The sequence below is a fragment of the Mycolicibacterium pyrenivorans genome (assembly GCF_025821625.1).
GTDB classification, from domain to species: domain Bacteria; phylum Actinomycetota; class Actinomycetes; order Mycobacteriales; family Mycobacteriaceae; genus Mycobacterium; species Mycobacterium pyrenivorans.
Genome location: NZ_JACKSH010000211.1, coordinates 29438 through 43018 on the forward strand (window position 1 = coordinate 29438; position 13581 = coordinate 43018).

The 13581-nt window shown below is 67.6% G+C and carries 12 protein-coding genes and 1 pseudogene; 7 read left to right on the plus strand and 6 right to left on the minus strand.

The window, feature by feature from the left end:
* Position 1: 1 nt before the first annotated feature.
* The 3 genes from H7I57_RS23840 to H7I57_RS23850 all read right to left on the minus strand — a co-directional run bounded on the left by H7I57_RS23840 (position 2) and on the right by H7I57_RS23850 (position 3349).
* Positions 2–1654, minus strand: coding sequence for a medium-chain acyl-CoA ligase Mig (locus tag H7I57_RS23840; RefSeq protein WP_264026529.1), 1653 nt, complete (start codon positions 1652–1654; stop codon positions 2–4).
* A gap of 61 nt (positions 1655–1715) precedes the next feature.
* Complete coding sequence (locus tag H7I57_RS23845) at positions 1716–2336, minus strand: cysteine hydrolase family protein (RefSeq protein ID WP_264026531.1); 621 nt, start codon at positions 2334–2336, stop codon at positions 1716–1718.
* Positions 2333–3349 carry a Rieske 2Fe-2S domain-containing protein gene (locus H7I57_RS23850; protein WP_264026532.1) on the minus strand — a complete coding sequence of 339 codons (1017 nt, stop codon included), beginning with the start codon at positions 3347–3349 and terminating at the stop codon, positions 2333–2335. Before H7I57_RS23850 ends, H7I57_RS23845 begins: the two co-directional genes overlap by 4 nt.
* A 131-nt stretch (positions 3350–3480) precedes the next feature.
* Between H7I57_RS23850 and H7I57_RS23855 the strand changes: the two genes are divergently transcribed.
* The gene (locus H7I57_RS23855) at positions 3481–5133 is read left to right on the plus strand and encodes a flavin-containing monooxygenase (RefSeq protein WP_264026533.1); all 1653 of its coding nucleotides are present in this window, start codon (positions 3481–3483) and stop codon (positions 5131–5133) included.
* Positions 5130–6254, plus strand: coding sequence for an alpha/beta hydrolase (locus H7I57_RS23860; RefSeq protein WP_264026534.1), 1125 nt, complete (start codon positions 5130–5132; stop codon positions 6252–6254). The genes H7I57_RS23855 and H7I57_RS23860 overlap by 4 nt, the downstream gene beginning before the upstream one ends.
* On the opposite strand, the gene H7I57_RS23865 is transcribed toward H7I57_RS23860, so the two are convergent.
* Positions 6223–6843, minus strand: coding sequence for a TetR/AcrR family transcriptional regulator (locus H7I57_RS23865; RefSeq protein WP_264026536.1), 621 nt, complete (start codon positions 6841–6843; stop codon positions 6223–6225). The genes H7I57_RS23860 and H7I57_RS23865 overlap by 32 nt on opposite strands.
* A gap of 67 nt (positions 6844–6910) precedes the next feature.
* Between H7I57_RS23865 and H7I57_RS23870 the strand changes: the two genes are divergently transcribed.
* Genes H7I57_RS23870 through H7I57_RS23880 form a run of 3 tightly spaced genes read left to right on the plus strand, consistent with a single transcriptional unit; the run spans position 6911 to position 9386 of the window.
* Positions 6911–7972: a phosphotransferase gene (locus H7I57_RS23870; protein WP_264026537.1), complete on the plus strand. Its 1062-nt coding sequence runs from the start codon at positions 6911–6913 to the stop codon at positions 7970–7972.
* Complete coding sequence (locus tag H7I57_RS23875; RefSeq protein WP_264026540.1) at positions 7969–8343, plus strand: nuclear transport factor 2 family protein; 375 nt, start codon at positions 7969–7971, stop codon at positions 8341–8343. Before H7I57_RS23870 ends, H7I57_RS23875 begins: the two co-directional genes overlap by 4 nt.
* Positions 8340–9386: a TIGR03857 family LLM class F420-dependent oxidoreductase gene (locus H7I57_RS23880; RefSeq protein ID WP_264026541.1), complete on the plus strand. Its 1047-nt coding sequence runs from the start codon at positions 8340–8342 to the stop codon at positions 9384–9386. The genes H7I57_RS23875 and H7I57_RS23880 overlap by 4 nt, the downstream gene beginning before the upstream one ends.
* 72 nt (positions 9387–9458) lie before the next feature.
* Here H7I57_RS23880 and H7I57_RS23885 read toward each other — a convergent pair whose 3' ends face one another.
* On the minus strand, positions 9459–10955 hold the full coding sequence (locus H7I57_RS23885; RefSeq protein WP_264026543.1) for an acyl-CoA carboxylase subunit beta: 1497 nt from the start codon (positions 10953–10955) through the stop codon (positions 9459–9461).
* A gap of 84 nt (positions 10956–11039) precedes the next feature.
* On the opposite strand from H7I57_RS23885, the gene H7I57_RS23890 reads away from it, so the two are divergent.
* Positions 11040–12071, plus strand: a complete 1032-nt coding sequence (locus H7I57_RS23890; protein ID WP_264026544.1) for an LLM class F420-dependent oxidoreductase — start codon at positions 11040–11042, stop codon at positions 12069–12071.
* Between the two features lie 47 nt (positions 12072–12118).
* Positions 12119–13357: a cytochrome P450 gene (locus H7I57_RS23895; protein ID WP_264026546.1), complete on the plus strand. Its 1239-nt coding sequence runs from the start codon at positions 12119–12121 to the stop codon at positions 13355–13357.
* Here the strand turns inward: H7I57_RS23895 and H7I57_RS23900 are convergent.
* A pseudogene (locus H7I57_RS23900) lies at positions 13354–13581 on the minus strand (amidohydrolase family protein); the annotation flags it as partial. The gene H7I57_RS23895 and the pseudogene H7I57_RS23900 sit on opposite strands and share 4 nt — an antisense overlap.

The following is a 13581-nucleotide window of genomic DNA, read 5'->3' on the forward strand; positions in this document are numbered from 1 at the left end:
CTCAGGACCCGCCGATCGCCTGTTCGCGGGCCCACCGGTAGTCGGCCTTGCCTGCCGGGCTGCGTTCGATGGCGGGCCGGAACACCACCGCCTTGGGCAGCTTGTAACGCGCGATCACCTCGGCGGCGTGGTCGATGAGTTCCTGCGCGTCGACGCGGGCGCCCTCGGCGAGCGCCACGACGGCCACCACCTCCTGGCCCCACCGCTCACTCGGCCTGCCGGCGACCACCACGTCGGCGACCGCGGGGTGCGACGCGACCGCGGACTCCACCTCCTCGGCGAAGATCTTCTCGCCGCCGGAGTTGATCGTCACCGAGTCGCGGCCTAGCAATTCGACCGATCCGTCCGCGAGGTGCCGGGCCCGGTCGCCGGGCACGGAGTACCGCACGCCGTCGATGACCGGGAAGGTGGCGGCGGTCTTGACCGCGTCGCCCTTGTACCCGAGCGGCACGTAGCCGCGCTGGGCCAGCCAGCCCATGTCGTCGTGACCGGGTTCCAGAATCGAGCCCAGGTCCTCGGACGCGACGAAGGTGTCCGGCCCCGCGGTGAACTTGCCCGTCGACACCGCACCCGACGCCGACATGTGCGTCATCTGCGCGCCGGTCTCCGAGGACCCCACGCCGTCGACGACCATCAGGTCGGCCTTGCTGTCGATCAGCCGCTGCTTGGCGGTCGGGGTGAGCTGCGCGCCACCGTTGGCCACCACCGCCAGCGACGACAGGTCCGCGTCGGTGCGCTCGAACGCGTCCGCGAGCGGGCGGGCCATCGCGTCGCCGACCACGGTGACCGCCATGACCTTCTCCCGCTCGATCGTGCGCACCACGTCGTCGACGTCGAGATGGCTGGTGACCGGTGAGAACACCACGGTCTGACCGGTGGTCATCGCCGTCAGCACGGCCCATTGCGCGGCGCCGTGCATCAGCGGCGGCAGCACCATCAGCTTGGTACCCGGCGCCTCGGCGCAGCGGGCGGCGATGTCCTCATAACAGGTGGCCAGTTCGCCGGTGTAGAGGCTGCGGCCGCCGAAGGAGGTCATGAAGATGTCGTGCTGACGCCACAGCACACCCTTGGGCATGCCCGTGGTGCCGCCGGTGTAGAGCACATAGAGGTCGTCGGGGGACTGCTCGACCGGCGGCACGTCGGCGGGTCCGGCCGCGACGATCGACTCGTAGTCGACGGCGCCGGGCAACAACTCGTTGCCCGAGTCGTCGGCGATCTGGATCAGCACCTTCAGGTCCGGCAGATCGGCCAGCACCTCGGCCAGCCGCGGCGCGAAGGCCGCGTGGTAAAGCAGCGCGGTCGCGCCGGAGTCCGACAGCAGGTGCTGCAGCTCGCTCTTGACGTAGCGGTAGTTGACGTTGAACGGCGCGACGCGGGCCCGCCACGCGCCCAGCATGCCCTCGACGTACTCGGGGCCGTTGTGCGCGTAGATGCCCAGCAGGTCCTGCCCGACCTCATGGCCCGGCAAGTCCGCGCGTTCGGTGTGACAGCCCAGCCCTCGGGAGTGCAGGTAGTTCGCGAGCCGGTTCGATCGCTCGACGACCTGGGCGTAGGTGAAGCGGCGGTCGCCCTGGACGATGAACTCACGATCGCCGATGGCCGCCACGACGGCGTCGGCGGCGGCCGGGACGGTGAACTGGATCGACTCGGTCATGCGATGGACTCTAGACGGCCGCGCACTGCGGGTAGACAGTTGGTCCAGGACTGTATGGCCATCAGGTGCGTCCCCATTCCTCGATGAGATCGTCGGTGGTCGTGACCGTCGCGAGCAGGGAAAGCGTGTTGTCGATGATCGCTCCTGCGTAGTCGGCCGGGATCCCGGCCACCGCGTCGCGCGGCAGGACCACCCGGTAGGCGGCGTTGACCGCGTCCATCACCAGGTTGGTGATCGCCACGTTGACCGAGACGCCGACCGCCACGATGGTCGTCACGCCGAGGTTGCGCAGTATCGAATCGAGGTCCGTGCCGCCCATCGGCCCGATGCCGTGCCAGCGGTGCAGCACGAGATCGGTTGGCTGGGCGTCGAGTTCAGGCACCAACTGGGTGCCGGCGCTACCGGGACCGATGTCGACGCCTGCCGCGCCGAACGCGAAGATCTTGGCGTTGTGGTTCGAACCCAGGCCGTCGGGCCTGCGCTGCACCACGCAGTGCACGACCGACACACCCGCGGCCCGCGCGGCGGGAAGAAGCCTGGCGATGTTGGGCAGCGCCTCGCGGCGCGCTTCGTAGGCGAGCGCCTTCAGGCCGGCATTCGGTCCGACGATCGCGCCCTGGCACTCCTGGGTGACGACGGCGGTGTGCCCGGGCGCCACCAGTTCGGCCAGGTCGATCCTCATGCCGTGGTGACCGGTTGGCCCGTCGGGGGCACCTCGTAGAACTGCGTCGCCCACTTTCGCATGGCCATATACGGTTTCGCGTCGATCTTGGCCAGCGGCGGGTGTTCGACGTATTTCTGGTAGCGCCAGATGTCGCAGTCCTCCCACACGGTCTTGAGGAACTGCCGTTCGACCTTGGCGCGCACGTGGTCCGGCGGGATGTCGGACGTCTCGCCGGGCTCCTTGGGCCACCAGATCGAATAGAACATGTCGGACACCTCGTCATCGACCGGTGTGCACGCGAAGATCAGCCGGTGGTTCGACGAGCCCTCGAAGGCGCTCATCGCGAAGCCGAGGCCGGAGAAGTGGCTGTGGATGCGCAGTGCCATCTTGTCGGGGTCGTCGCTGCGGGTATCGGGCCAGCCGGTCAGGAACCGCCACTCCTCGTCGACGTGCTCCCAGTGCAGGCACACCGGCGTCACGGTCGCGCCGTGCACGTAGCGGAAGTGCGAACTGTCGGGGCCGTTCTCGGCGACGATCTGGGGATGCACCGGGATCGCGTCGGCGCGGCTGGAGAACTCGGGGTAGGGCCGGTAGTAGGCGTTCGCGTCGGTCTCGAACTGTGGGAATTTGTGAAAGATGTCCCGCAGTTCCCACTGGGGCTCCTTGCCCTGGGGCTGGTACCACATGAAGATGCAGCCGTACTGCTCCTTGACCGGGTAGGACCGCAGTCGCAGCGCCCGGTTGGGACGGTCCGGCTGGTACGGGATGTAGGTGTTGGACCCGTCCGGCCCCCAGCGCCACCCGTGGAACGGGCATTCGACGCAGTCGCCGACGACCTTGCCGCCGTGCCCGATATGAGCGCCGAGGTGCTTGCAGTGCGCCTCGAGGACGTGCAGTTCGCCCGACTCGTCGCGGTAGGCGGCGAGATCCTCGCCGAAGTACTTGAGCGCCCGCACCTCACCGACTTCGAATTCCGCCGACCACCCGATCATGAACCATCCGGTGACCTTCCAGGTGAACGGAACCTTCACGACGCCTCCCTTGACGACCTCCGAGATACGTTCGGCCGAAACCGGCACGCAGTCCGGCGACAATACTGTAATAGTTACAGTAATATATGCAGCGCAGTCTGGACCACCGATCCCCGTGAGGAAATGTGACAGTGCCGTCGACGCCTCCTGCGCGATCCGACCCCACGGGGCCCACCGGGCCCCTCGACGTGATCGTCATCGGCGCGGGGTTCTCCGGTCTCTACGCCCTTCATCGGCTCCGTGTACTGGGATTCCGGGTGCGGGTGCTGGAACAGGCCGACAACGTCGGCGGCACTTGGCTGTTCAATCGCTATCCCGGCGCGCGGTGCGACATCGAGAGCATCGAGTACTCGTACAGCTTCTCCGAGGAGATCCAGCAGGAGTGGGTGTGGACCGAGACGATGCCGGCCCAGCCCGAGATCGAGGCCTACCTCAACTTCGTCGCGGACCGGTTGGACCTGCGGCGCGACATCGCGTTCGGCGCGGAGGTCGTGTCGATGACCTTCGACGAGGACTCCGAGGTGTGGCACGTCCGGACGGCGGCAGGCGAGGTGTTCGTCGTCCCGTACGTGGTCGCGGCGTCGGGAATCCTGTCGGTGCCGCTGGAACCCGCAATCGACGGCATGGACACCTTCGCAGGCACGTCGCTGTTCACCAGTCGCTGGCCGGCCGACGACGTCGACCTCACCGGTAAGCGGGTCGGCGTCATCGGCACCGGTTCCACAGGCGTGCAGCTGATCCCGGTCGTGGCGCGTCAGGCCGGGCACCTCACGGTGTTCCAGCGTTCGCCCGCCTACACGCTGCCGTGGCAGGTCCGTGCGTTCGCGCCCGGGGAACTCGACGCTCTGAAGGGCGACTACGACCAGATCCGCGAGGCGCAGCGACAGCATCCCGTCGGTGCGGCCCGCCTCAGTGCGTTCTCCGTGCTGCTCGACATGCTGGCCAAACCGCCGTTGAAGGCGGCCACCCGGGAAGAGCAACTGGCGGCCATCGACGACAACGGGGTCATGGGAGCACTCAGCTGGGGCGACATCTTCTTCGACATCGAGGCGAATCAGCAGGCCGCCGAACTCTACGGCGAGGCGGTGGCCCGGATCGTCAGGGATCCGGAGACGGCTGCCGCCCTGAAGCCGACCCACCCGTTCGGTTGCAAGCGCCCGATCATCGACCAGGGGTACTACGAGACGTTCAACCGCGACAACGTGACCCTGGTCGATCTGCGCAAGGACCCCATCGTCACGGTCACTCCCGAGGGCATCCGGACCGAGCAGGACCTCCACGAGTTCGACGTCATCATCTACGCGACCGGCTTCGACGCCATGACGGGCGCGCTGACCCGCATGGACATCCGCGGACGCGACGGGATGTCGCTGGCGGACTTCTGGGGCTCCGAAGGGCCGTACTCCTATCTCGGCATCGCGGTCGCCGGGTTCCCCAACCTGTTCATCGTCCAGACTCCGGGAAGTCCCTCGGCGGCAACCAATTTCGTCGCCGCCCTGGAGCAGCACGTGGAGTGGATCGGCGATTGCCTGTCGTATCTGCGCGACCACGATCACCGCACCATCGAGGCGCTGCCGGACGCCCAGCGGGAATGGATCGAGCACACCACGGCACTCGTCGCGCCGACGGTGCTGGTGCACCCGACGTGCAACTCCTGGTACAACGGCGGCAACGTCCCCGGCAAGAAACGGATGTACATGGGCTACACGGCGGGGATCCCCGAATACCGAAGGCGCTGCGACGAGATCGCCGACGCAGGCTACACCGGGTTCAAGCTCGGGTGAAGGCCACGGAACGGGCGTGGCGGATCGGCAGGGACTTCGGCGGGGTGCTGCCACGGGCACGCGCGGCCGTGGCGGGCGATGGCGACTGGAACCCGTTGTCGCGCAGGGGTGCCCGTCAGCTCGGCGAGGTCATGCTCGACGAACTGGCGCTGTCCGGCATGACCCTGACGGCGCCGCCGCCGAAGCTGGAGCGCTCGGCGGCATCCTGCGCGGCGACGGTCGATGAGCTGGCAGGCCGCGGCGTGGCGGGTGCACACGCCGAACCGGATCCGTTGCAGGTCACAGCGCTTCGCCGGCGGCGGTTCGGGCGCCAGACCTACGAACAGCTGAGGTTCGACCACGACCCCCGCCTGCCAGCTTCCCTGGCCGCGGAAGGCTTCGGCGGCCCGGCCACCGCGGTCGTGCACCTGTGTCGACAGGGCGACGACCGCCGGCCGTGGCTGGTGTGGGTGCACGGCGCGGGCCAGGGCCGGCCGATCGATCTGATGTTCTCCCGCGCCAGGCGGATCCAGGAGGACCTCGGCTTCAACGTCGCGTTGCCCGTCCAGCCCGGGTCCGGTGTGCGGCAAGGCGCGTGGCCCGAGTACCCCAACATGGACCCGCTGGCCAACGTCGCAGGCATGATGCGCGTCGTGTCCGAGGTGCGCGCGGTCGTGCGGTGGCTGCGGCCCCGGGCCAGCGCGGTCGTAGTGTCCGGTGTGTCGATGGGAAGCCCTGTCGCCGGACTGGTCTCCCACCTCGAGCCTGTCGACGCCGTCGCGGTGTACACACCGATCTTCGGCCTGAACGCGATGATCGCCGCCCACCTGGGCCGGTGGGGGCCGTCGGTGCGGGACACCGTCGAGTTGCTGCAGTCCGACACCGTGGAGCAGGTGATGTCGGCGGTCGACTATCAGCGCGTCGAACCGTCGGCTCCACCGGAGCGCCGGCTGATCGTCGGCGCGTGGCACGACCAGATGGCCAGACGCGAACCCGCGCTCGCGCTTCACCAGCGCTGGGGCGGCCAGTTGTACTGGCATCAGGGCAGCCATGTCGGGCATCTGTTCGCCGGCGGGGTGCAGGCCACCTCGGAGCGCTTCCTGCGTGCCGTCAGCCGGGAGGGTGACCGTAATCCCGAATGAGCCGTGCCCGAAGGCATCTCAGCTCGACTTCGAGGTCGTTCCCACCGGGCAACACCAGCCAGAGGTAGGCGATGCCGTACACCGCTGAGCTGATGTCGGTGACGGCGGCCGCGACGTCGACGTCGGGACGCACCGACCCGTCGGCGATGCCCTTCTCGAGTCCGGCCCTGACCTTCTCCAGACCCACCTCGAGTTGGCCCAATGACCGGGGGCGCAGGGCCGAGGTGCTCTTCACCGCCTCGAAGGCGGCGACGAACATCGCACGGAGAAGCTCAGGGTCATCGGCCGCGAGCTGGCCGATGCGGTCCAGATGCGCCAGCGCGTGGTGCAGACCGTCGGCCTCCGGGTCGAGATCGGGGCTCAACTGCGCCATGTACTCGCGCATGAAGATCGCGTCCAGGACCGCGTCCTTGCTGCCGTACCGCGCGTGCACCATGGCCCGGCTGTATCCGGCCCGACGGCCGATCTCAGCGGCAGTCGTTGCCTCCCAGCCTTTTTCGATGATGAGTTCCGCGGCCGCACGAGCCAGCTTGCGGCTGGAGATCTCGACACGCTCCGGCTGCCTGAGTCCGCGGCTGGGGGAAGGCACCCTTGCATATTAGACGATCGACAATTATGTTACTTGCGGCGCGTCAAATATCTGGCGGAGGAACTCGATGGTGAGTGCGGGCACGGCGTCGGTTCCCGGCGGCATCGACGAGCTGACCCCGCACTGGCTGACCGATGCACTGGGCGCCACCGTCACCGACGTGCGTGTCGAGCGGATCGCCCAGGACAGTGGGTTCTCGTCGCTGCTCTACCGGCTTCACCTGACCGCCGGTGAGGGCGTGCCTGCCACGCTGATCGCGAAGTTGCCCGCGCAGTCCGAGGCGCGCGGTGCGATGGAGCTCCTCGGAGGGTACGGCCGCGAACTGGCGTTCTACCGGCACGTCGCCGGACGGGCTCCGATGGCGACGCCGCAGGTGCACACCGCCCGCATGGCCGAGGATTCCGTCGACTTCGTGCTGCTGCTCGAGGATCTTCAGCACTGGGACAATGCCGACCACCTCGCGGGCCTGGAGACGGAGCAGGCGCGGTTGTGCATCGACCAGCTGGCCGGACTTCACGCCTGGTCGTGCGATGCTGCGAACACCTCTGTGCTGGAGCACTTCCCGAGCCTCGACACGCCGCTCGCGCGTGACCTGCTGTTGCCCGCGTTCGCGCCGGGCTGGCAGATCTACCGGGACCACAGCAGCGCCGCGGTGCCTGCGGGCGTGGCCCGGTTCGCGGAGGACTTCGCCGACCGAGCGGTCGCGGCCCTGCCGGCGCTGACCGAGCGCGACATGCTGCTGCACGGCGACATCAGGGCCGACAACCTGTTCTTCGACGGTGACCGGATGAAGGTGGTCGATTTCCAGTTCGCCGCACGCGGCGCCGGTGCGGCCGACATCGCCTACCTGGTCACCCAGGGTCTGCCCACCCGGACGCGGGCAGGCGGGGATGAAGTCCTGATGCGGCATTACCTCGACCGGCTCGCCGGGCACGGCGTCACCGACTACTCGTTCGACGATGCCTGGCGTCACTACAGATTCGCTACGGTCTACCTGATGGTCCTGCCCGTCATCACCCTCAACGGCTGGGACGCGCTGCCCGAGCGGTCCCGCCGCCTCTGTATGACGCTGACCGATCGCGCCGTCGCCGCCATCGACGAGATCGACGCTTTGGAGGTGTTCCGTTGAGCCGCAGCGCCCGAGAAGTCGTCGAGCTGTACAACCTGGTGGTCTGGAACGAGAAGAACTTCGAACTCGCCGAAGAGTTGATGGGTGACTCGGTGATCCGTCACGACGTCGGCGAGGCGACCACGCTGACCCACGAGCAGGCCGTGGCGCGCATCGTCGACCACTGGGAGATGTTCGAGACGATTCGCTTCGACCTGAACCTGGTGGTCGCCGGTGACGACGGTGAACACGTGGCGATCGTGTACCAGTCGCCGATGAAGCTCAAGGACGGCACCGAGACCACCGTCGGCAGCATGGAGATCTTCCGGGTGATCGACGGCAGGATCACCGAGGTCTGGAATTGTGGCTACAAGCAAGGAGTCTGGGCGTGACTGAACCTGTTCTCGACGAACTCGGCTTTTATCTGCTGGCCGGTGCCGGGGGTGAGGGCCCGGCCACGCTGATGGACGAGGCCCGCCATGGCGAGGAGCTGGGATTCGGCACCGGGTTCATCTCCGAACGCTGGAACGTCAAGGAGGCGTCGTCGCTGTCCGGCGCGGCGCTGGCGGTGACCAGCCGCATGCAGATCGCCACCGCGGCAACCAATCACAACACCCGCCATCCGCTGATCACCGGGTCGTGGGCAACCACGATGCACCGGCTGTCCGGCGGCCGCTTCACCCTCGGGCTCGGGCGGGGGATCGCGGCGATGTACAACGCGTTCGGCGTTCCCGCGGTGACGACCGCACAGATGGAGGATTTTGCGCAGGTCATGCGCAAGCTGTGGCACGGGGAGCTCGTCTTCAACCACGACGGGCCCATCGGCAAGTACCCGGTGCTGTTCCTCGACCCGGACTTCAACGAGGACATCCGGTTGGCCATCGTCGCCTTCGGGCCCCAGACCCTGGCCCTGGGCGGACGCGAGTTCGACGACGTCATCCTGCACACCTACTTCACGCCCGAGACGCTGCAGCGAGCCGTCAAGACCGTCAAGGACGCCGCCGAGCAGGCCGGCCGTGATCCCGCCAGCGTGCGGGTGTGGTCGTGCTTCGCCACCGTGGGCGACCACCTCCCCCAGGAGTTGCGGCTGAAGAAGACCGTGGCGCGGTTGGCCACCTACCTGCAGGGCTACGGCGACCTGTTGGTCAACACCAACGGCTGGGATCCCTTGGTGCTGCAACGCTTCCGCGACGACAAGGTGGTGCAGTCGATTCCCGGAGGCATCGACCACAAGGCCACCGCCGAGCAGATCGAGCACATCGCCACGCTGATCCCCGACGAATGGCTGGAACCGTCGGCCACCGGATCGGCGCGGCAGTGTGTCGACCGGGTGCGCAAGGAGTTCGACTACGGCGCCGACGCGGTGATCATGCATGGGGCCACTCCCGCCGAACTCGAACCGATCATCGCGGAGTACCGCGCCACTGACCGCTGACGCCTGTGATTTCGGTGTTGTTGGTCATGCTGAGATTGACCAGCTACACCGAATCGCAAGGGGGGCCACGGGCTAGGGCGTGATGAGGCTGCGGCACACCGGTTCCGCGGCCGCCTGACGGCTGTAGATGCCGCGCTCGAGCGCGTCCAGCAGCGCGTCCCTGGTCTCCTGCGGGTGGATGAGGTCGTCGAAACAGAGATGGCCGGCCGACCGGAACGACGCGTCGACCTCGGCCTGGCGCAGCCCCTCTTCGACGTCCTCGGCGGCGTGGGAGGCACGGCTGAGCGCCGCGGCGCTCATCGCCCCCATCGTCGCGCCGGGGTAGGCGAACGTCGCGCTCTGGTTGTCGAACCCGAGCAGCGACATCACCATCGAGCCGAACCCGTAGGCCTTGCGCAGCGTCACATGCAGCTTCAACGTGGTCGCGGCGGTCTGCGCCGCGAACATCCTGGCGCCGCTGCGGAGTACGCCCTGGCGTTCGGATCGGCTGCCCGGCATCATCCCGGGATTGTCGGCGAGGAACACGATAGGCAGATGGAACGCGTCGGCCACCGAGATGAAATGCGCTGCCTTGTCGGCGGCGTCGGCATCGATGGAGCCCGCCATCACCTTCGGTTGGTTCGCCACCACCGCGACCGGATGCCCACCCAGGTGGGCGAGTGCGCAGATCATCGCCGGGCCGAACTTCGGCTGCACCTCGAACCAGTCCGGGTTGTCGAAGACGACGTCGAGCACCGCCCGCATGTCGTACACCCGGCGGTTGCCGCGCGGCACGATCTCGAGAAGTTCGGGGGTCGAGCGGCGACCGGTCGACTCGTCGGCGGACAGCGACGTCGGATAGGACCAGGCGCTCGACGGGAAGTACGACAGATAGCGGCGGATGTCGTCGAGCACCGCGGCGTCGTCCTGGCCGAGGTTGTGGATGACCCCGCTCGCCAACGCCACCCCCGGACCACCGAGCTCCTCCTTTGAGATCTCCTCGCCGGTGGACTCTTTGACGACCGGGGGACCGGCGGTGAAGATCGCACCCTGGCTGGTCATGATGGTCCAGTCGCACACCGGCGCGACCAGCGCACCGTGTCCTGCGGACGGGCCGAACAACCCGCCCACCGTCGGCACCTTGCCCGAACACCGCGCCTGGGCCAGCAGATCGGTGGGGGTGCGGCCGTAATGCTCCCCGCTGGGACGGAAGCCCGCTCCCTCGAGCAGCATCACCATCGGGATCCGTTCCCGCAGTGCGAGTTCGGCGAGTCGGTACCGCTTCGCGTTGCCTCCAGGGCCGATGCTGCCCGCCAGCGTGGTGAAGTCCTCGGCGCCCACCATCACCGGTGACCCGTTGATCAGCCCTGAGCCGGCGACGATGCCGTCCGCCGCGATCTCGCCGCCCACGAGGGTGCCGAATTCGCGGAACGACCCCTTGTCAAGGAGGTGGTCGAGGCGTCCACGAGCGTCCAGCTTGCCCTTGCCGTGGTGCTTGGCGAGCCGCTCGTCGCCCCCCATGGCGCGGGAGTGCGCACGCCGGCGCGCGAGTTCGTCGAGGGTGTCTGTCCAGTCGTCGGCACTCGCCATCGGCAACTCCTGTCCTCGGTGGGCACCCTCGCGAAGGCCCGCAACGTTGACCTTACTGAATTGCTTACTGTAGCTTCGTTCGACATGGGTGCTGAAGGCGGCCTGAAGGTGGACGCGGCCGTCGTCAGCCGGCTTGCGAAGGTGCCGGACGGTGCCCGCACGCTGGAGCGTCGCGGCTACGACGGATGCTGGACCGCGGAGGTCAGCCACGACCCCTTCCTGCCGCTCACGCTGGCCGCCGAACACACCTCCACAATCGAACTCGGCACCAGCATCGCGGTGGCGTTCGCGCGCAACCCGATGACGATGGCCCAGATCGGGTGGGACCTGCAGGACTACTCCCGGGGGCGGTTCATCCTGGGGCTCGGGTCGCAGATCAAGCCGCACATCGAGAAGCGCTTCAGCATGCCGTGGAGCAAGCCGGTGGCCCGGATGCACGAGTTCGTGCTGGCCATGAGAGAGATCTGGTCCTGCTGGCGCGAGGACACACCCCTGCAGTTCGAGGGCGAGTTCTACACCCACAAGCTGATGACGCCGATGTTCGTACCGCCACCGCATCCGCACGGTGACCCCAAGGTCTTCGTGGCCGCGGTGGGGGACCGGATGACCGAGATGTGCGGGGAGGTCGCCGACGGCCTGCTCGCCCACGCGTTCTCGACCCAGCGGTACGTCCGCGAGGTGACCCTTCCGACGCTGTCCCGGGGCCTGGAGCGGGCGGGGAGGCTGCGCGGCGACGTCGAGGTGTCCAGCCCCTTGTTCGTCGTCACGGGCCGGGACGAGGCGGAGGTGCGGGCCGCCGCGGCGCCCACCCGCAAGCAGATCGCCTTCTATGCCTCGACCCCCGCGTACCGCAAAGTGCTGGAGCTGCACGGTTGGGGCGACCTCCAGACCGAACTGCACCGGCTGTCACGCGAGGGCGACTGGGACACCATGGGATCGCTGATCGACGACACGATGCTCGACGAGTTCGCCGTCGTGGCACCGGTCGACGAACTGGTGAAGAAGATCCGTACCCGATGTCAGGGACTGATCGACCGAATACTGGTGGGCTTTCCGCCCACCATCGACGAGGCCACGGTCGTGAGCCTGGTATCTGATCTGCGCAGCGGCGCATGACGAAGGAGGAAACCGGTGAGCGCTTGCGCGAAGAGCAGAGGAGACATATGAGCGTTCGTGTTGCCGACGACGCTGCCAAGGTGTTCGCCGATCCGACGGCCTATGCCGACGAGGCGAGCCTGCACGCGGCACTGCGCCACCTGCGGGCGAACGCTCCGGTGTCCTGGGTCGACGCCCCCGGCTATCGCCCGTTCTGGGCGATCACCAAGCACGCCGACATCATGGCGATCGAACGCGCCAACGACCTGTTCACCAACTCGCCGCGACCGGTGCTGACCACCGCCGAGGGCGACATTCAGCAGGCGGCCATGGGTGTCAGCACGCTGATCCACATGGACGACCCGCAGCACCGCAAGGTAAGGGCGATCGGTGCCGACTGGTTCCGCCCGAAAGCGATGCGGGCATTGAAGGTTCGCGTCGACGAGCTGGCGAAGTCGTTCGTCGATCAGATGGCCGACCGCGGGGACGAATGCGACTTCGTGCAAGAGGTGGCGGTCAACTTTCCGCTCTACGTCATCATGTCGTTGCTCGGCATTCCGGAATCCGACTTCCACCGCATGCTGACCTACACCCAGGAGTTGTTCGGCAGCGACGACACAGAGTTGCGGCGCGGGGCCACCATCGAGGAGCGTGGGCTGGCGTTGTTCGACATGTTCACCTACTTCAACGAGATCACCGCAGCGCGGCGGGCGCAGCCCACCGAGGATCTGGCGTCGGCGATCGCCAACGCTCGCATCGACGGCGAACCGCTCTCCGACATCGACACGGTGTCCTACTACCTCATCGTCGCCACCGCCGGTCACGACACCACCAGTGCCACCATCTCGGGTGGGTTGCAGGCCCTCATCGAGCATCCCGACCAGCTGCGGCGGCTTCAGGCCGACCCGGGCCTGATGGGCCTGGCCACCGAGGAGATGATCCGCTGGGTCACCCCGGTGAAGGAGTTCATGCGAACCGCGCAGCAGGACACGGTTGTTCGCGGTGTCCCGATAGCGGCGGGGGAGTCGGTGTTGCTGTCCTACCCGTCAGGCAACCGGGACGAGGAGGTGTTCACCGAGCCGTTCATCTTCGACGTCGGCCGCGAGCCCAACAAACACATCGCCTTCGGCTACGGCGTCCATTTCTGCCTCGGCGCCGCCCTCGCCCGGATGGAGATCAACAGCTTCTACTCCGAGCTGCTTCCCCGCCTGAAATCCGTCGAGCTGACGGGAGCGCCCGAGAACGTCGCCACGATCTTCGTCGGTGGGCTCAAGCACCTGCCGATCCGCTACGAACTGTCGTACTAGGAGTTCCCGCGGGCCGCTGCTTTGAGAGCATCGAAATGTCCTGCGCCGCCGCCACGTTCGCCCTCCTTGTGATGGGAGAGTGCCTGGATGGTCACGTCGTGTCCTTCGGCGGCCTTGCGCAGCGCGCCGACGGTGGCCTGGTCCTTGGGGATGTGGGTGAACGGGTCCCAGTGATACCAGCGCATCGCGTTCTCGTAGGTCATCTTGTTGATCTCGACATCGGG

Excerpts from the sequence above, each read along its gene's own strand:
- H7I57_RS23890 (WP_264026544.1), top strand. The coding sequence starts at position 11,040 with ATGGGTGCTGAAGGCGGCCTGAAGGTGGACGCGGCCGTCGTCAGCCGG.
- H7I57_RS23840 (WP_264026529.1), bottom strand. The coding sequence starts at position 1,654 with ATGACCGAGTCGATCCAGTTCACCGTCCCGGCCGCCGCCGACGCCGTC.
- H7I57_RS23885 (WP_264026543.1), bottom strand. The coding sequence starts at position 10,955 with ATGGCGAGTGCCGACGACTGGACAGACACCCTCGACGAACTCGCGCGC.
- H7I57_RS23845 (WP_264026531.1), bottom strand. The coding sequence starts at position 2,336 with ATGAGGATCGACCTGGCCGAACTGGTGGCGCCCGGGCACACCGCCGTC.
- H7I57_RS23870 (WP_264026537.1), top strand. The coding sequence starts at position 6,911 with ATGGTGAGTGCGGGCACGGCGTCGGTTCCCGGCGGCATCGACGAGCTG.
- H7I57_RS23895 (WP_264026546.1), top strand. The coding sequence starts at position 12,119 with ATGAGCGTTCGTGTTGCCGACGACGCTGCCAAGGTGTTCGCCGATCCG.